Origin of the sequence: Haloferax profundi (genome assembly GCF_001469865.1) — an archaeon.
GTDB classification, from domain to species: Archaea; Halobacteriota; Halobacteria; order Halobacteriales; family Haloferacaceae; genus Haloferax; species Haloferax profundi.
This window is the reverse complement of the sequence record NZ_LOPV01000150.1, coordinates 1-16,495: the sequence shown is the minus strand read 5'-3', so window position 1 is coordinate 16,495 and position 16,495 is coordinate 1. Positions and strand designations below refer to the sequence as shown.

The following is a 16,495-nucleotide window of genomic DNA, read 5'->3' as shown; positions in this document are numbered from 1 at the left end:
TAAAGATATCTGCCACGGGTGGCGATTTGGTCAGTCGATTTATGTTCTTGACGTTCTTACGAGATGGCATGAATTCTGTCTCGGACCTCGACGCACTCGACGGTGAGTCCGTCGTCGTCGTCGGCGGCGGGTTCGGCGGCCTCTCGACAGCGTGCTATCTCGCAGATGCAGGCGCTGACGTGACGCTGTTGGAGAAGAACGAACAACTCGGTGGCCGGGCCAGCACGCTCGAACGTGACGGATTCCGGTTCGACATGGGTCCGTCGTGGTACCTGATGCCCGACGTGTTCGAGCAGTTCTTCGCCTACTTCGGAAAACGACCCGAGGACTACTACGGTCTCACCCGTCTCGACCCCCACTACCGTATCTTCTTCAAAGACGGCGACCAGGTGGACATGGTCCCGGACCTCGAAGAAAACAGAGCGGTGTTCGAGTCGTACGAACCCGGTGCCGGCGAGAAGTTCGACGACTACCTCCGGAAGTCCGAGCGAAACTACCGCATCGGGATGGAACACTTCGTCTACACCGACCGGCCGAACCTGCGAGATTACGTCGACTTCGACGTGTTCAAAAACGCCTGGGGACTGTCGCTCATCGGGTCGATGCAAGACCACGTCGAACGGTACTTCGACCACCCCAAACTCCAGCAGATAATGCAGTACACGCTGGTGTTCCTCGGCGGCGCGCCGAACAACACGCCGGCGCTCTACAACCTGATGAGCCACGTCGACTTCAACATGGGCGTGTACTACCCCGACGGCGGCCTCGCGGGCGTCGTCGACGCGATGGTCTCGCTCGGCGAAGAACTCGGCGTCGACTTCCACACGGACGCTCCGGTCGCCGAAATCGCCGGGCGACGCGGCGGGTTCGCCGTCCGAACCGAAGACGGCCGGGAGTTCCCCTGTGACCTCGTCGTGAGCGACGCCGACTACGCCCACACCGAACAGGAACTCCTCCCGCCGGAGAAACGCCAGTACGACGAAGACTACTGGGAGTCGCGGACGTACGCACCCTCGGCGTTCCTCCTCTACCTCGGCGTCGAAGGCGACGTGGACGAACTCGCCCACCACACACTCGTCTTACCGACCGAGTGGGACGACCACTTCGAACACATCTTCGACAGACCGGCGTGGCCCGAGGACCCCGCGTACTACCTCTGTGTCCCCTCGAAGACAGACGACACCGTCGCGCCCGAGGGACACAGCAATCTCTTCGCTCTCGTCCCCATCGCCGCCGGCCTCGAAGACACGCCGGAGATTCGTGAGTCGTACCGTGACCTCGTCCTCGACGACATCGCCGACAACACCGGTGTCGACCTCCGAGACCGAATCGTCGTCGAAGAGTCGTTCTGTGTGAAGGACTTCGCCGAACGCTACAACAGCACGAAAGGCACCGCACTCGGCCTCGCTCACACGCTCACGCAGACGGCGCTCCTCCGCCCGCCGCACGCCTCGAAGAAGGTGGACGGTCTCTACTTCACGGGGTCGTTCACGACGCCGGGTATCGGCGTCCCCATGTGTCTCATCAGCGGGCAACTCACCGCAGAGGAGATGGCCGAAGACGCGCGATGAACACCGACATGGCGACGAGTTCCGCGACACACGGCAGTCTCAGAGACCGACTGAGCTACCTGCTCGTCCTCTCACGGCCGCGATTTTGGCTCTACCTCGCCGGACCAGTCATCGTCGGCGTCGCAACCGCCGCGACGACTCTCGCCGACCTGTTCGCCCCCGAGGCAGTCGTCTTGTTCGCGTACTTCCTCGTGCCGGCAAACGTGTTCCTCTACGGCGTCAACGACGTGTTCGACGTAGACGTAGACGAAGCCAACCCGAAGAAAGACGACCGAGAGGCGCGCTGGCACGGCGACCCGGTGAACCTCGCTATCGTCGTCGGAAGCGGCGTCCTCGGACTCGGTCTGTTCGCGCTCACCCCGCAGGTGGCGTGGCCGTGGCTGGTCGCCCACTTCTTCCTCGCCGTCGAGTACAGTGCGCCGCCGTTCCGATTCAAGACGACGCCGTTTCTCGACTCCGTCTCGAACGGCCTGTACATCCTCCCCGGCGTGGCCGCGTACGCGACAATCGCGGGTGTGAACCCACCTGCCCTCGCCATCGCCGGAGCGTGGCTTTGGACGATGGGGATGCACACCTTCTCAGCGATTCCGGATATCGACCCCGACCGTGAGGCCGGCATCCGGACGACTGCGACGGTCCTCGGCGAGCGCTGGACCTACGCCTACTGCGCCGTGACGTGGGGCCTCGCCGCCGTCGCCTTCGCTCTCGTCGACGTGCGTCTCGGTGCGCTGTTGGCAGCCTACCCACTCGTCGTCCTCGGTATCGCGTTCTCCGGTGTCGACGTGGACGAAGCCTACTGGTGGTACCCGCTGTTAAATACTGTCGTCGGCATGCTCATCACCTTCGGAGCACTCTGGAGTATCGTGAATGGCTGACCTACGAGCGCGACTCCCTCGGACCCGCCGCGAGGCGGAACTCGCACTCGACGAACTCGTGCGCGACAACCGATTTACTATCTCTGTGTTCTTCCCACTGAACGGTGCTGTCCTCCTCGTCGCCAGTGCGATGACGTGGCTTCCAGAACCGCTCGCGTTCAACGCGTTTCTCATCCTCCTGGGGACGATTGTGATGCGCTCACCGCTCATCGTGGGGCTCTTACCGCTCGTGACTCGGCGTGCGGCCATCGCAGTCGCCGCACTAACCGGATACGCCTACGCCATCGAGTACACTGGTATCACGACGGGATGGCCCTACGGGTGGTTCTACTACGGCGTCGACCTCGGACCCACCGTCGCGGGCGTCCCAATCGGTCTGCCAGTGTTCTTCATCCCGCTCGTGATGAACGCCTACCTGCTGTGTCTCTTGCTCTTAGGTGACCGCGCTCGGAATCACGCCGTCCGCCTCGTCACCGTTATCCTCACCGTCCTCGCCATGGACGTGGTCCTCGACCCCGGTGCGGTCGCACTCGGCTTCTGGGAGTATTACAGGCTCGACGCAGACGCGCTCCTCTTCTACGGCGTCCCGCTGTCGAACTACGCCGGATGGGTCATCAGCGCGACCATCGCCGTCGTCCTCCTCGACTGGGGATTCGACAGCGACACCCTTCTGGACCGACTCGCGCACACCGAGTTCATGCTCGACGACCTGGTGAGTTTCGTCATCCTCTGGGGTGGTATCAACGCGTGGTTCGGCAACTGGGTCCCCGTCGTCGTCGCCGGTCTCTTCGGCGTTGGCCTCCTGCGGACCGACCGCTTCGACTCGCAGTTACTTCGGATTCCGCGCCGGTTCCCGTGGCAATCGTGACACTCCAACAGTCTCTATTTCCGGGGACACAGCACACTCAAGTCGGGGCCTAAGAGACGTTCACTCCGAGTCGTGCTTGCTCCCGAGAGCGTTCTTCGTTTCGAGGCCAGTGAGGAACTCTCGCGTCGCCTGCGTGAAGTAGTCGGAGTTGTCGAGGTTGGACGCGTGACCCGCGTTGGGGACTTCACGAACCGTGCAATTCGGTAACCGCGCCAATATCCGGGCGTGTTCACGGACGAACGGAAGTTCGTCTTCGCCGTACAAGACCAGTGTCGGGACGCGAATCGCCGAGAGGTCGACGTCCGTCTCGTGGAACGATGCGACTGCACGAATTACCTTGGCGAACTCGTCTGTCGGCATCTTCGGTGCGTCCGCTCTGAGTTGCTCGATATTCTCGTAGTCGCCCGTCGCGTCGGTTCCTCCGAGTCGCTCCTGTACCCAGTTCAAGACGCGTTCGACACGCTCGTAGCCGACGAGACGGACTGGTGGAATCGTCGCTCGCAACAAGAGCGACCGCTGGAGGCGTTCACGGAAACTCAGCAGGTCCGGCGTGAACGTGTCCGCGAGGACGAGGCCACGCAACTGTTCGTCGTGGCGTGCCGCGTACACCTGCGCGATACACCCGCCAGTCGAGAGGCCACAGAGAACTGGTCGGTCGATGTCGAGTTCGGTCACGAAGGCGTCCAAGTCGTCTGCGAACAGGTCTATCGTGTAGGCTCGTCGTGCCGACCCGCCGGTTCGCCCGTGTCCACGAACATCGTAGGCGTACGTCGTGTACTCGTCACTGAGTGCGGCTATCTGTGGTTCCCACTGCGAGTGGTCGAGGATGGCGGCGTGTACGAAGACGAGGGGCGGTCCGGTACCACGCTGTTCGTAGTACGTGTCGATGCCGTTCGTCCTGACGGTTGCCATGTGGCAGGTACGCCACGGACGGACATAATGCACGCTCTCGGGTAAACCGACAACGAGACGGCGTGAGTGAGGTTCCGGACGTGGACGAGAAGAGAAGTCGCTACTCCGAACCCCAGCGGTTCAGCGACCGAATCCACCCGGTGAAGCGGCCCTGATTTCGCGACGTGGCGACCCGCGTCGACCCGGGGCCGAAGTCGGCGTCGAACTCGTCGTCGTCGGGGTAGGGGACGACGCTCACAGCTTTGAACACCGCCACCGGGTCGCGCCAGACGGCCCAGTACGCCGCCGTCTTGACGAGGAGGGCGACTTTTCGCGAGAAACTCAACTCGGGGGTGGTCGAGAGCGTGTCGTAGCCGAGGTTTCGAATCGACCGATGGTGGTCGGCGTAGAGGACTGCCGAGAGCAACACCGGGAACTGGCAATCCTCTGGGAGGTGCTCGATGCCAGCGACGCCGTCTCGGTAGAGTGACTCCGTTCGTCGGAGTTCGTCTTGCATCACGGCAGCGACGCACTCGTCGAATTCGAGGGCGAGAACCTGCTCGACGTCGACGCCGTGGCGCTCTAAGGAGCTCTGCGGGAGGTACACGCGGTCACGCTCGACGACGTCTTCGCCGACGTCGCGGAGGAAGTTCGACATCTGGAACGCCTGCCCGAGTGCCGTCGCGTGCGGGAGTGCCGTGTCCGGGTCGTCGGGGCGCATCACGGCAGTCATCATCCGTCCGACCGCCGACGCCGACCCGTCCATGTAGTCTTCCAACTGTTCGTAGGTGGCGTAGTGGTCGGTGTCGATGTCTGACTCCATCGCGTCGATGAAGACGTTCACGTCGTCTGGGTCGATTCCGTACCGTTCGCGGAGTTCTGCGAACGCCGACAACACGGGGTCGTCCGTCTCGACGTCGCCGAGTGCTTCGGCACGAAGTCGTTCGAGACGCTGTCGCTGTTGCTCTGGCGGGGCCGTCTCTTCGGCGTCGACGACCTCGTCGGCGACACGGAAGAACGCGTAGAGGACGTACGTCGCGTGTCTCACGCGCTCCGGGAGGAGTCGCGTGGCGAAGTAGAACGTCTTGCCCGTTCGCTGTTGTATCTCTTTTCCGGCTTCGACCTGTGATTCGTTTACCATCGTTTCGTGTTCGCGTGACCGTCTTGTGTCTCGAGTGCGAGAAGAGGCCGGGAGGCCGCACGTGGTCTCACACAGTCAATGGGCCGCTGTCGACATAACACTTGCCGCCGGTGTGGAATCAACCCACGAATCCGCTGACTCGGCAGTGGCGTTTCACTGACACGGATATGTCAGCTCTCACTACCAGAACGTGTCGCTACAGTCGTAGACGACGCCGTGTTCGGGGCAGATGTACTTGCAGTGGCGGTGGTTCATCGACGCTCCGCAGAAGGGACACGGACGGCCCTTCGGGGCCTCGATGCGACACGTGTCTCCATCCGAAGCGTCCATACGAGTTTTTCCAAGGACTCGACTGACATATTGCTTTCTGCCGATGTCGGCACTGCCTGCCGGTTCTCGTGGGGCCCACGAGAGTGCTCGCTCGAAGAGGGTGTCGTAGTCCGACCACGAGTGGCAGTGCTCCGATAGGTCAGGTCGTCATCCACACGCCGCCGCCCTCGTCTCGCCGACACCCTCACGAGTTCGCCGCGCGCCGCCTCACGAACTCACCCCGAATTTGGTACTGATGTGGAACAACCCTCATGTACTCCGGAAACCGAGACTCACTGTCGACGTGTCGTATCAAACCAGTGTGAATATTACGACCCCTGACGAATCTGTACGAAGAGCAGTCGATGGAGAAGGCGCTTTGGTATCTACTCACGGCGACACGGGGCGGAGAGAACCGTGTCCGTATCATCCGGACCCTCTCTGACCAACCGTTGAACGCAAATCGCCTCGCCGACGAACTCGACGTCGGTTACAAGACCATCAGACACCACCTCGACGTACTCGAATCGCACGGCGTCGTCGAATCTGGCGGTGAAAAGTACGGGCAACTGTACTTTTTGACCGACCAGTTCGAACACTCGCGCGACACGTTCGAAGAGATAGCGAAACACCTCGATTGAACCATGGCAATGGGCACCCAAATTATGGCAGCGAGCGTCCTCTCGGGCGTGAACATCGTCTTCCTCACGGCGTTGGCCGCCGTGTGGGTACGCAACTATCGGACGTTCCGGACGTCGCTCGTCCTCGGCCTGCTCGCGTTCGCAATCGTGATGCTCGTCGAGAACGCGTTCGCACTGTACTTCTTCGTCACCATGCAGAGTCTCTACTCGGGTGACCCGCACGTCCAACAGGCAGTCCTCGTGCTTCGAGGCCTCCAACTCGTCGCGCTCACGTTCTTGACGTACGTCACGATGCGCTGACCCACGGCGTGGATGCGTGTTCACACCGTCGGGTGTGCTACTGAATTTGGTACTGATTCGACCCGAACTCGGTCCGAATCTCGAAAAATTGCCTTTAGGCCCGCTGACGTCTCTCTCCTCGTGGCTTCGACCACACGTGAGAGACGATGACCGACAAGCAATTCTCGACCACACGACGAACCGTCCTCGGACTAACCGGCGCTGGTGCGCTGACCGCACTCGCCGGGTGCCTCGGCGGTGTGACGATTCCCGCACAGGCGAACGGCAACGGTGGCGGTGGCAACGCTGCCCGTACCTACCGCGTCACGGTAGCGAACCTCTCCACTGGCCAACCCTTCACGCCACCTGTCGTGGTCGCCCACCAATCCAGTGTGGAGTTGTTCTCGGTCGGTGACCCCGCGAGCGACGCTATCAGAGAACTCGCCGAAAACGGGAACCTCACGCCCCTCGGCGAACTTGCCGAGAGCCTCAGCGAGGTTCGCGGTGCCGCCATCGGCGAGACACCGCTCGTCCCGACTGAACTCCCGGCGAGTGAGATGTTCCCCTACACGACCACTCTCGAACTGGAGACTGACGCGAGTGGTGCCTACCTCTCGTTCGTCAGTATGCTCATCGGCACCAACGACGGGTTCACCGGCCTCGACACCGTTCCGCTCCCCGAACGCGTCAACGAGTCGCGGTCGTACTTCGCGTCGAGTTTCGACGCCGGCACGGAGACGAACACCGAAGATTACGCTGACATGGTTCCCCCTGCGCAGGCCCTCTACGGCATCGACCCTGAGGACACGGGCACAGAAGGGACTGGGATGAGCAACCCCGACCTCGCCGAAGACGGCGTCATCACGCCCCACGGCGGTATCGTCGGTGACGGCGACCTCGACCCCGACGTCTACGGATGGGAAGACCCGGTTGCGCTGGTCCAGGTCGAACGGATGGCGTAAACCGCCGTCTGACCCACCTCAACTGCTCCCGCACGCCCGTCTGTCCCCGCGGAACCGTCCGCTCCGCCGTTCGCAACTGCCCCTCGCAAGCACCGTTCCCAACCGCCCCTCGTTTCTCACCTTTCGTGGCTTCTCTCCCTACATTTCCTCTCTCAGTTTACACCACTCGGTTCTACTCGTTCGTCCCCGTCGGCCTGCTTCGTGCGTCTTTCTCGCCGTCTTCACGGTCGGTCTGGTCCCGTCTCCCTATTTGAACCTTCACCCCGCTGTCCGACCGGACCACGTGCGAAGACACTGACGTGCGAAATTGGTCATCTAAGAACGCTTTTTGTGGGTGGACAGACTGACATGGACATACATGTCAGACGGAGATTTCGAAGGCTACGGCGGGCGGTACGTCCCAGACGTGCTCGACGACTCGCTTCAGCAACTCGCAGCGACCTACGACGAGATTTCGAACACGGAGGAGTTTCAGGCCGAATTTCGGAGCCTCCTCGAAGAGTTCGCGGGGCGGTCCACGCCGCTGTACTACGCGCGAAACCTCAGTGACCGGTACGGCGCCGACATCTACCTGAAGCGCGAAGACCTGCTTCACGGCGGTGCGCACAAGATAAACAACGCGCTCGGACAAGCACTCCTCGCGTCGAAAGCCGGGAAAGACAGACTCATCGCCGAGACGGGTGCTGGCCAACACGGCACGGCGACGGCGATGGTCGGCGCACTCTTCGACCTCGACACGGAGATTTACATGGGCAAGAAGGACGCCGACCGACAGCGCATGAACGTCTTCCGGATGCGACTGATGGGTGCGGAAGTCAACGAGGTCACTCGCGGTGATTCCGGCCTCGCCGACGCAGTCGACGCGGCGTTAGAGGACTTCGCACAGAACATCGACGACACTCACTATCTCGTCGGGAGCGTCGTCGGCCCCGACCCCTTCCCGCGCATGGTGCGCGACTTCCAGAGCGTCATCGGCGAAGAAGCACGCGAGCAGTTCCTCGAACGCACGGGCGAACTGCCGGACGCCGCTGTCGCCTGTGTCGGCGGCGGGTCGAACGCGATTGGTCTCTTCCACGCGTTCCGTGATGACGTTCGGAAGACGACTGAGTCGTCTTCCGCAGCCCATCAGAACGCGGAGCGTTCTGAGGACGACGTGGCGTTCTACGGGGCCGAAGGCGGTGGCGAAGGGTCGTCGTCGAAGCGACACGCCGCCCCGCTGGCGAAAGGGAAAGACGACGTGATTCACGGGATGCGAACCCGCGTCATCGACGACGACGTAGAAGTTCACTCCGTCTCTGCCGGCCTCGACTATCCCGGTGTCGGCCCAGAACACGCGATGTTCCGCGCCCTCGGCCGGGCCGAGTACACTGGTATCACAGACGACGAAGCACTCGCCGCGTTCCGCGAACTCAGCGAGACTGAAGGCATCATCCCCGCACTCGAATCCAGCCACGCCGTGGCCCGTGCCATCCAACTAGCAGAGGAGGGCGACCACGAGACGATTCTCGTCAACCTCTCCGGTCGTGGCGACAAGGACATGGCGACGGCGTCCGAGAAGTTCGACCTCTGACGGAGTTACAGCCCACTCTCTTCGAGTCGGTGGAGGTGGCTATCGCTCTGCAACTTCGATTCAGCGGTGCTCGGCCCTTCTACGACGCTCGGTGAATCGCGTAGAGAACCGGTGCGTCGAGTGGAACTAACCTCGGCGCACTGTGTAACGTGGCTCTACCTGCTGACAGAGACTTGTGAACTGCTCTGGTGGAGAGGTGGGGGGATGGTCGCCGAGTTCGACGACCAAACTGGAGAGCCCCTCTGACAACAGCGTATACCAATTGGATATCAGAGGGGTAAAGTGTATCGGCGGAAGATATGAGAAAATAAGCGATTCTGTGTCTGAGAAATATAACATCTGAACTTCCTCGCTATGATGTCAAAAGACAGGTGAGAGTGCGAGTGGGTGTCGGCCGCGGACAGAGACGGGGCGTAGAAGCGAGACGCTCGTGAGAGCGTAGTCGTCGAAACAAAGAGTGCCCGGGGTGGGCTCCGAACCCACGATCTCCGCATGTCCCAGGTGCGAGGCCGGCATGACCTCGCGAGGGGCGGAGGCTTCCAAGGCGTTCCGCACCGATTGTGAAACCCTATGAGTGCGGCGCTATGTCCAGCTAAGCCACCCGGGCTCAACTTGGCGTTGTTCGGTGATTGTATTTAAGCTTCTCATCTTGGCCGACTCCGTGGCGAGTCACCATTGCACTCGATTGGGTGCGAAACGTCCGTACAACTAGCACCCAACGGCACCCTCACGAATGTCTGTGACCCACGGATTTATGACCCGACACTGGGTGCACACACGCATGAGCCAACCGGAGATCGTCCAGTCCATCCTCGGTGAGGAAGACGTGGTGTCCCGCGTGCATCTCGGGGGCGAGGACGAACTGTTTGTGACTCCAACGCGGACCCTCGTCTACCGCGCCGAGGGCCTTCTCTCGGACGAGTCTGTCGATGAGTTTCCACACGCTGCCGAGCGACTCTCTGTGAGTGCAGGGCGACGAAAAGCGAAGATTTCGCTCGACTACGGTCTCGACGGTAGTCAGACGTTCGCTCTCTCGGTCAAACGTCTCGACGACGCACTCCAACCCATCGTCGAAGGCGTCCTCTCTGCGGCCGGCGTCATCGACGACGACGAACGCGTCGTCCAGTCGTTCCGGTTCAGCGAACTCACGTTCGCCGTCGCCGAGCGTCGCGTCGTTCGCCACATCGGAAGCGCGGTGTGGGACGAAGACTACGAGTCGTACCACTACGACGACGTGACCAACCTGGAGTTCGAATCCGGGAGTGTTGCGACCACCGTCGTGCTCACCGTCGACGGCCGGCAAGAGCGGTTCAAGATTCCGAACGAGGAGGTTCGCGTCGTCCGCGAGAAACTCTCGAAGGCGCTCTGTGCCTACCACGACGTGGGCAGTCTCGAAGAGTTCCGTCTCATGATTGCAGAACAGCAGGAAGCAGACGAGGAGGCCGACGAAGCCCGGGACAACACCGACTTCGGCGAGGGTCCCGACCCGCTGAGCGCCAACCCCGGCGAACTGTCCGACGAACCGGCGAACGCGACACGGAGCGCGGACGACGAACCCGCCGAACCGACCGAGAGCCCCCAAGTCGAAGCGACCACCACCGTCGGGTCGACGACAGAGACCCAGACGGTCGAAGCGACGACGGAGAACGTCGCAGACGCCGCCGACCTGGGATTCGAGGGGTCTGGCTTCGAACCCGCGTCTGATTCGGACGACGATATCGCAGAACTCGCGGCCGAAGTCGAGGCACTCCGCGACGTCGTCGAAGCACAGAGTGAGCAACTCGGCTACCAGCAAGAACTCATCGAGCAACTCATCGAAGAACTTCGCCGCGGCCGATAGTTCGGTCCACCCTCACGTACTGCACTTCTCACCACCGCACTCGACACCCTCTCTTCTCTTTCGTCGCTTTCCCCGAGTGTCGCCTACTCTCGCCCGAGGACTTTCCGGATACACGACGAGCCAAAGGGCCCGAGTTCGCCGGAGTCGAAGCGCACGAAGTGGCCCGTCGAGATGGACGCACCGCAGCGACGACAGTCGAAGTCACCCTCGCGCTGGACCACCTGACTCTCGAATCGCACGAACGTCCCGCCGCGTTGGTGTCGAATCCGGCCATCCTCTCGTTCGACGATACCGCGGAGTTCTGCTTTGTCGAGGATGTCACGCGTGAGCGTGGGATCTGTCGTGACCGTCTCGATACGGTCGACCACCTCGGCGAGCGAGAGTTCGTCCGCTTCGAGGTGGGCGAGGAGTTCGAGGGCGAGTTCGACGCGTTCCTCACGTGTCTGTTCCGTCACGAATCAGGTGTCTATCGAATCGCATCGGGCTAAAGCCCTCCGAAGCACAAAGGGTTTGGTCGCTGCGAGACGACGCTCTGGCGAGTTACCGTGAATCGCCCGCGCCTCGCCGTTGGCCTCGCACTGGCCGTCCTCTTGGTCGGTGCGTTCGCCGTCTCACCAGCGGCGGTCATCTCGCACGCGACGTGGGTCGCTGCCGACCCGGTTCGTCTCGTCGTCGCGGTGAGCATCCTCGCCCTCCTCCGCCCGCTTCTGGCGTGGCCGACGACGCTCCTCGCTCTCGTCGTCGGGTACGGACTCGGCCCAGTCGGCATTCCGTTCGCCCTCGCGCTCATCGTCCTCACGAGTATCCCGCCGTTCCTCTTCGCGCGGCGGTTCCGCGGGACGACCCGACTGGCCGAGATCGGCGAGGAAAGCGTCGCTATGACGGGGTCCGTTCGGGGCGTGACCGCGAGCAGACTTCTGCCGGTTCCATCCGACGTGGTATCCGTCGCAGCAGGTGTCGCAAACGTCCCACTCGGCGCGTTCGCACTCGGAACCGCACTCGGCGAACTCCCGTGGGCAGTCGCTGGCGTCGTCGCCGGCACCTCTGTCGAGACGCTCACAACCGGGTCGCTCCAGGCAGTCGTTCGACCGGAGTTCGTCGCCCTCTTTGCGCTCGCGGGATGTGGGTTGCTCGTTCCCCCCGCGTACCGCCGGTATCGGGCGGGAACAGAGGCGTAATATTCGAGTAAAATCCGCCGGCGTAGGGTCTTATTCGAGAAGCGACTCGCCAGTCATCGCAGACGGTTGGTCGACTTCGACCAGTTCGAGTATCGTCGGTGCGATGTCGCAGAGTGACCCGCCTTCGCGGATGGTCCGACCACCCGAGAGCGGACGGTCAGATTCGTCTGGGTCGTCGTCGTTCGGGGTCGTGTCGCCGTCTTCCTTCGATGAGTCTCCCGATTCGTCGGTGTCCTCGGCGGCGAGGTAGACGAACGGAACCGGGTTGAAGGTGTGCGCAGTGTGCGGGTCGTCTTCGGTGCCCATGTCGTCTGCGTTGCCGTGGTCGGCGGTGATACAGACGTGGCCGCCGTGGGCGCGGACGCTCGCGACGAGTCGGCCGAGTTGTGCGTCGACGGCCTCGACTGCCTCGATAGCCGCTTCGTAGTCGCCGGTGTGGCCGACCATGTCGGGGTTGGCGTAGTTGAGGACCATCACGTCCGGGTCGTCCGAGTCGAGGACGTCGATGGCCGTGTCGGTGAGTTCCTCGGCGGACATGTCGGGTTGTAAGTCGTAGGTCGGCACGTCCGGACTCGGGACGATACGTCGAATCTCGCCGTCGAACTCGACTTCGCGGCCACCGTTGAGGAAGTACGTGACGTGAGGGTACTTCTCGGACTCCGCGAGGCGCATCTGGGTCATCCCCTCGTCGGCGAGGACTTCACCCAGCGTGTCTTCGGGTTGCTCCGGCGGGAAGGCAACCGACACGTCGAACGTCTTGTCGTACTGCGTCATCGTCGTCATGAGAATCTCCGGTGGCGTCGTCTCGACGTCCCACTCGGGGTCGATGTCGCAGAGCATCCGGACGAGTTGGCGGGCGCGGTCCGCGCGGAAGTTGAAGAAGATGACCGAGTCGCCGTCTTCGAGCGCAGGCGCGTCGTCGACGAGCGTCGGTTCGACGAACTCGTCGGTGTCGCCGCGGTCGTACGAGTCGGTGACGGCCTCGACGGCAGTCTCTGCGGTCCAGTCGGCCTCGCGCTCGACGATTGCGTCGTAGGCACGCTTCGTTCGCTCCCAGTTCTGGTCGCGGTCCATCGCGTAGTAGCGCCCGGAGACGGTGGCGACCTGCCCGGTTCCCTGTTCGTCCACGACTGCTTCGAGGTCGGTGAGGTAGCCCTCGCCACCGGTCGGTGAGGTGTCGCGTCCGTCCATGAACGCGTGGGTGACGGCCTCGACGCCGCGGTCCGCCGCGAGTTCGATGAGTGCGTGGAGGTGCTCTTGGTCGGAGTGGACGCCGCCGTCGGAGACGAGGCCCATGAAGTGGACGCGCCCGCCCGTCTCTTCGGCGTGGTCGTAGGCGCCCGTGATGGCCTCGTTCTCGTAGAACGACCCGTCTTCGATGCTGTCGCCGATGCGGGTATACGCCTGTTTGACGACGCGGCCGGCACCGATGTTGAGGTGGCCGACTTCGCTGTTACCCATCTGACCGTCCGGGAGGCCGACGCGCCGCCCGTCCACGATGAGCGTACCAGAGGCACCCGCGTCGCGATAGCTATCGAAGTTCGGTGTGTCCGCCGCCTTGATGGCGTCGCGGCGGTCGTGGTCACCGAGACCCCATCCGTCGAGGATGATGAGGGCTGCTTTCATATCCGGTGATTCGGCACCGCGGGGTAATTGTCCTTTGTTCTCGGCAGCGACGGGACTTCGTTCGACTCCGACGGCCACTCGTTCGACAGCGAGTCCTCGAGGCCGACCCCGACGGCCTTTTCTTCCGGCGCACCGTCCACATCGGCGATGCGTCTGCGCGATTTCGACCTCGACGAGGCCGTCGACGAGTGGGTCGAGTACTACCTCGGAAACGGCCCCAGTCTCGTCGTCTTCCTCGCCCTCAACGCCTCGGCGTTCCTCGTCGGCGTGAGTTTCTACGTCCACTCCGACCCCTCGCTCGCCGACATCCCGACGTTCCTCTACCCCCTGTTCGGCGACTCGCCTGCGGCCCTCGCACTGATGACGTTGTCCGCCGCGACGCTCCTGCCGAACCTCGGACGCCCCGTTGCCGACGCCCCAGTCAACAGACCGCTCGCGTACCTCCACACGCTCGCGTTCGTCTGGCTGGTCAAGTACGGCATCTGGACCGCCGTCGCGTTGAACCTCCGTCCCGACCTCTACGTCGGCTTTTCGGGCGCGGCGCTCTGGGACTACTGGGGAATCATGCTCACGCACCTCGGGTTCCTCGTCGCGGCGTATCTCGTCCCGCGCTACGGTGCGACGACGAGAGGTGCACTCGGGTTCGCCCTCGTCCTCGCACTCGTCAACGACGTGTTCGACTACGGATTCGGCTACTATCCGCCGCTGAAGTACGAGGCTGGAATCCTACTCGCGGCGATTACGGTCGGACTGTCGTTCCTCGCGGTATTTCTCGCGAGCAGGGCGTTCGACCGTCTCCCTCCATCGGCCTCCTGACCCAACCGTGCGACGTAATCACTAATCGCATTACGGCGTCACGTTCCACATGAGTCAGGCTTTTGGCCACCCGTAGACTATGAACACGTAATGGACTCCGCGGTACTGCTAGACCTACTCGGGAACGAAAACCGCCGTCGAATCTTGCGGTTGCTTTCGCAGAAACCCTGCTACGTCACCGAGATAAGCGAGTACCTCGGCGTCAGCCCAAAGGCCGTCATCGACCACCTCCGAAAGTTGGAGGATGCGGGCCTCATCGAGTCACGGACAGACGACCAGCGGCGAAAGTACTTCCACATCTCGCGAAACCTCCGACTCGAGGTGAACGTCTCACCGTACGGATTCGGCGCGAAGAGCGCCTACCCACCGAGTCCGAGCCTCGACATGGCCGGCCGATGTCCACACGTCTCTCTCGACGTAGAGAACACCGAGACCAACGACGTCGTCGACCTCGCGCGCGAACTCGGGAAGTTACAGGAACTCGACAACGAACTCTCACTCGCCCAGCGGTGGGTTCAGGGTCGATTGACCGACGTACTCGACCGAATCAACGAACGCCTCGGCGTCGACGCCGACAGTCGATTCTACGCGGAGATTCTCGCGTCCCTCGCGAACGGTGCCAACACCGTCAGGGACGTCGCGAAGGACGTGAACGCCGACCCCGGCATGGTCGACGCCGCACTCCAGCGTCTCGCCGAGGGTGGCCTCGTCGTCTACAACGGCGACGGCTGGGAAATCAACTGAGTCGGCGCGTTCTCCTACTGGGCCGACTCCGTCTTCTCGATGAGTGGGTGTTGCACGTAGTCGTTGACTTCGACGTCTGCGAGGGAGTCGAGTCCGCCGAGGCGAGCGATTCGTCGGAGACCCAGTTGTCCGACTTCTTCCGGAGAGACCGTAAGTACGTGCGCGGCCATCCGGTCGATGTCCAGTCGCCGGGCCGCGAGTGCGCGGTGATGGCCGTCGACGAGGAGCGTCTCAGAACCGTACGACACGACGATGAGTGGTTCTGCGAGGCCGTTCTTGAGTTCGTACGTGCGGCCTTCGAGTTCGTCGCCGTGTACTTCGCGTTGTGTCGGAATCAACGACGAGACGGTCACGTCTCGTTCGGTGACGCGAATCGAGATGCCGTGGGTTCGTTCGAGCATCTCTCGTGTACTCTGCACCTTCGAGGGCGTCGTGCGCTCGATTTGGCTCCTGACGGCGTCCCCGTTCGAGAACATCCCGAGGAGAACTCCATCGTCGTCGACGACGGGGAGGAACTGGTGGCCAGTGCGGAAGATGACGCGGGCCGCGTTCTTCACCGTCATCTCCGGGCGGACGACCACGGGATTTCGGCTCATGACCGACGTTACTTGCTCGCTGCCGTGGACTTCCAAGAGGTCGATTGCGCCGACGAACCCGAGGAGGTGGTCGCCCTCGTCGACGACCGGAAGCCCACCGTACTGCGACCCAGCCTTGAGTTGGTCGACGACGTCGGTCACCCACGTCTCGGGGCTGACGGTATCCACGCCAGTCGTCATGTACGCGTCGACGCGAACGTCGTCGAGTTCCATCGGTGTCATAGGGAAACGCCTCGAACAGAGAGGGTTAGGCGTGGCCGAGGTTCTGCCTGCACCTGCCTAAACGTACTGGCTCGGTGGACCGTGACAGTCGAGGCGAACTGAGCGTTACCGAGGTGCTGGTGTCTGTGGGCCGCCGGCGACCCAACTACCGAGTCTCGACCCGACCGCTCCACCAAGCGCGGCTAGTCCGAAAGCGAGCACGGCCACGACGAGGGCGAGACCGACGAGAACTGCCGAAAACCACAGCGGGTTCGGTAGCACGCGGATGGTTCCGAACATGTCGAAGAGCATCCAGAGGACCGGTAAGGCACCGACGAGGCCAGTACGGACGCCCACACCGGTGCTCTCACCCGTCCGCCGCGTTGC

At 62.7% G+C, this 16,495-nt stretch carries 18 protein-coding genes and 1 tRNA gene; 11 read left to right on the top strand and 8 right to left on the bottom strand.

All coding sequences use genetic code 11. The features are described 5' to 3' along the window. The first annotated feature begins 68 nt into the window (after positions 1-68). From AUR66_RS07770 to cruF, 3 genes are read left to right on the top strand one after another with little or no spacing between them, the layout of a single operon-like run. Positions 69-1,571, top strand: a complete 1,503-nt coding sequence (locus tag AUR66_RS07770) for a phytoene desaturase family protein (protein ID WP_058571922.1) — start codon at positions 69-71, stop codon at positions 1,569-1,571. Beyond that, entirely contained in the window at positions 1,568-2,446 is an 879-nt protein-coding gene (locus AUR66_RS07765) for a prenyltransferase (protein WP_058571891.1), read from the top strand. The genes AUR66_RS07770 and AUR66_RS07765 overlap by 4 nt, the downstream gene beginning before the upstream one ends. Beyond that, a complete protein-coding gene (cruF, locus tag AUR66_RS07760; protein ID WP_058571890.1) occupies positions 2,439-3,314 on the top strand; it encodes a bisanhydrobacterioruberin hydratase in 876 nt (291 codons plus the stop codon). The genes AUR66_RS07765 and cruF overlap by 8 nt, the downstream gene beginning before the upstream one ends. Positions 3,315-3,374: 60 nt before the next feature. On the opposite strand, the gene AUR66_RS07755 is transcribed toward cruF, so the two are convergent. The 3 genes from AUR66_RS07755 to AUR66_RS21840 all read right to left on the bottom strand — a co-directional run bounded on the left by AUR66_RS07755 (position 3,375) and on the right by AUR66_RS21840 (position 5,676). Continuing rightward, on the bottom strand, positions 3,375-4,226 hold the full coding sequence (locus tag AUR66_RS07755; protein ID WP_058571889.1) for an alpha/beta fold hydrolase: 852 nt from the start codon (positions 4,224-4,226) through the stop codon (positions 3,375-3,377). Between the two features lie 100 nt (positions 4,227-4,326). Further along, a complete protein-coding gene (locus tag AUR66_RS07750; RefSeq protein ID WP_058571888.1) occupies positions 4,327-5,346 on the bottom strand; it encodes a phytoene/squalene synthase family protein in 1,020 nt (339 codons plus the stop codon). A 180-nt stretch (positions 5,347-5,526) separates the two neighbouring features. Next, positions 5,527-5,676, bottom strand: coding sequence for an HVO_2523 family zinc finger protein (locus AUR66_RS21840; RefSeq protein ID WP_197409704.1), 150 nt, complete (start codon positions 5,674-5,676; stop codon positions 5,527-5,529). Positions 5,677-6,020: 344 nt separating this feature from the next. Here AUR66_RS21840 and AUR66_RS07745 point away from each other — a divergent pair, with 344 nt between their 5' ends. The 4 genes from AUR66_RS07745 to trpB all read left to right on the top strand — a co-directional run bounded on the left by AUR66_RS07745 (position 6,021) and on the right by trpB (position 9,107). Next, entirely contained in the window at positions 6,021-6,296 is a 276-nt protein-coding gene (locus AUR66_RS07745; RefSeq protein ID WP_058571887.1) for an ArsR/SmtB family transcription factor, read from the top strand. Positions 6,297-6,305: 9 nt separating this feature from the next. Continuing rightward, entirely contained in the window at positions 6,306-6,596 is a 291-nt protein-coding gene (locus AUR66_RS07740; RefSeq protein ID WP_197409703.1) for a hypothetical protein, read from the top strand. 146 nt (positions 6,597-6,742) lie between these two features. Further along, a complete protein-coding gene (locus AUR66_RS07735; RefSeq protein WP_058571885.1) occupies positions 6,743-7,537 on the top strand; it encodes a spondin domain-containing protein in 795 nt (264 codons plus the stop codon). A 358-nt stretch (positions 7,538-7,895) separates the two neighbouring features. Then, positions 7,896-9,107: a tryptophan synthase subunit beta gene (gene trpB / locus AUR66_RS07730; RefSeq protein ID WP_058571884.1), complete on the top strand. Its 1,212-nt coding sequence runs from the start codon at positions 7,896-7,898 to the stop codon at positions 9,105-9,107. A gap of 458 nt (positions 9,108-9,565) precedes the next feature. Here trpB and AUR66_RS21155 read toward each other — a convergent pair. Then, positions 9,566-9,714 (bottom strand) — tRNA-Met (locus AUR66_RS21155). Between the two features lie 174 nt (positions 9,715-9,888). On the opposite strand from AUR66_RS21155, the gene AUR66_RS07725 reads away from it, so the two are divergent. Further along, complete coding sequence (locus AUR66_RS07725) at positions 9,889-10,947, top strand: DUF7115 domain-containing protein (protein ID WP_058571883.1); 1,059 nt, start codon at positions 9,889-9,891, stop codon at positions 10,945-10,947. An 83-nt stretch (positions 10,948-11,030) separates the two neighbouring features. Here AUR66_RS07725 and AUR66_RS07720 read toward each other — a convergent pair whose 3' ends face one another. Next, positions 11,031-11,402: a DUF5830 family protein gene (locus AUR66_RS07720; protein ID WP_058571882.1), complete on the bottom strand. Its 372-nt coding sequence runs from the start codon at positions 11,400-11,402 to the stop codon at positions 11,031-11,033. Between the two features lie 90 nt (positions 11,403-11,492). On the opposite strand from AUR66_RS07720, the gene AUR66_RS07715 reads away from it, so the two are divergent. Further along, positions 11,493-12,125 (top strand): TVP38/TMEM64 family protein, encoded by a 633-nt coding sequence (locus tag AUR66_RS07715; protein ID WP_058571881.1) that lies wholly within the window; start codon positions 11,493-11,495, stop codon positions 12,123-12,125. A 30-nt stretch (positions 12,126-12,155) separates the two neighbouring features. Here the strand turns inward: AUR66_RS07715 and gpmI are convergent, their stop codons facing one another. Further along, entirely contained in the window at positions 12,156-13,751 is a 1,596-nt protein-coding gene (gene gpmI / locus AUR66_RS07710) for a 2,3-bisphosphoglycerate-independent phosphoglycerate mutase (protein WP_058571880.1), read from the bottom strand. Between the two features lie 147 nt (positions 13,752-13,898). Here gpmI and AUR66_RS07705 point away from each other — a divergent pair, with 147 nt between their 5' ends. Both AUR66_RS07705 and AUR66_RS07700 read left to right on the top strand, forming a co-directional pair. Next, positions 13,899-14,567, top strand: coding sequence for a DUF1405 domain-containing protein (locus AUR66_RS07705; protein ID WP_058571879.1), 669 nt, complete (start codon positions 13,899-13,901; stop codon positions 14,565-14,567). Between the two features lie 90 nt (positions 14,568-14,657). After that, on the top strand, positions 14,658-15,311 hold the full coding sequence (locus tag AUR66_RS07700) for an ArsR/SmtB family transcription factor (RefSeq protein WP_058571878.1): 654 nt from the start codon (positions 14,658-14,660) through the stop codon (positions 15,309-15,311). 14 nt (positions 15,312-15,325) lie between these two features. Here the strand turns inward: AUR66_RS07700 and AUR66_RS07695 are convergent, their stop codons facing one another. Next, on the bottom strand, positions 15,326-16,120 hold the full coding sequence (locus tag AUR66_RS07695) for a CBS domain-containing protein (protein ID WP_082682154.1): 795 nt from the start codon (positions 16,118-16,120) through the stop codon (positions 15,326-15,328). A gap of 114 nt (positions 16,121-16,234) precedes the next feature. After that, on the bottom strand, positions 16,235-16,495 hold a 261-nt coding region (locus AUR66_RS07690), incomplete at its 5' end, for a DUF5518 domain-containing protein (RefSeq protein ID WP_197409702.1).

Excerpts from the sequence above, each read along its gene's own strand:
- AUR66_RS07770 (WP_058571922.1), top strand. The coding sequence starts at position 69 with ATGAATTCTGTCTCGGACCTCGACGCACTCGACGGTGAGTCCGTCGTC.
- AUR66_RS07765 (WP_058571891.1), top strand. The coding sequence starts at position 1,568 with ATGAACACCGACATGGCGACGAGTTCCGCGACACACGGCAGTCTCAGA.
- cruF (WP_058571890.1), top strand. The coding sequence starts at position 2,439 with ATGGCTGACCTACGAGCGCGACTCCCTCGGACCCGCCGCGAGGCGGAA.
- AUR66_RS07755 (WP_058571889.1), bottom strand. The coding sequence starts at position 4,226 with ATGGCAACCGTCAGGACGAACGGCATCGACACGTACTACGAACAGCGT.
- AUR66_RS07750 (WP_058571888.1), bottom strand. The coding sequence starts at position 5,346 with ATGGTAAACGAATCACAGGTCGAAGCCGGAAAAGAGATACAACAGCGA.
- AUR66_RS21840 (WP_197409704.1), bottom strand. The coding sequence starts at position 5,676 with ATGGACGCTTCGGATGGAGACACGTGTCGCATCGAGGCCCCGAAGGGC.
- AUR66_RS07745 (WP_058571887.1), top strand. The coding sequence starts at position 6,021 with ATGGAGAAGGCGCTTTGGTATCTACTCACGGCGACACGGGGCGGAGAG.
- AUR66_RS07740 (WP_197409703.1), top strand. The coding sequence starts at position 6,306 with ATGGGCACCCAAATTATGGCAGCGAGCGTCCTCTCGGGCGTGAACATC.
- AUR66_RS07735 (WP_058571885.1), top strand. The coding sequence starts at position 6,743 with ATGACCGACAAGCAATTCTCGACCACACGACGAACCGTCCTCGGACTA.
- trpB (WP_058571884.1), top strand. The coding sequence starts at position 7,896 with ATGTCAGACGGAGATTTCGAAGGCTACGGCGGGCGGTACGTCCCAGAC.
- AUR66_RS07725 (WP_058571883.1), top strand. The coding sequence starts at position 9,889 with ATGAGCCAACCGGAGATCGTCCAGTCCATCCTCGGTGAGGAAGACGTG.
- gpmI (WP_058571880.1), bottom strand. The coding sequence starts at position 13,751 with ATGAAAGCAGCCCTCATCATCCTCGACGGATGGGGTCTCGGTGACCAC.
- AUR66_RS07705 (WP_058571879.1), top strand. The coding sequence starts at position 13,899 with ATGCGTCTGCGCGATTTCGACCTCGACGAGGCCGTCGACGAGTGGGTC.
- AUR66_RS07700 (WP_058571878.1), top strand. The coding sequence starts at position 14,658 with ATGGACTCCGCGGTACTGCTAGACCTACTCGGGAACGAAAACCGCCGT.
- AUR66_RS07695 (WP_082682154.1), bottom strand. The coding sequence starts at position 16,120 with ATGGAACTCGACGACGTTCGCGTCGACGCGTACATGACGACTGGCGTG.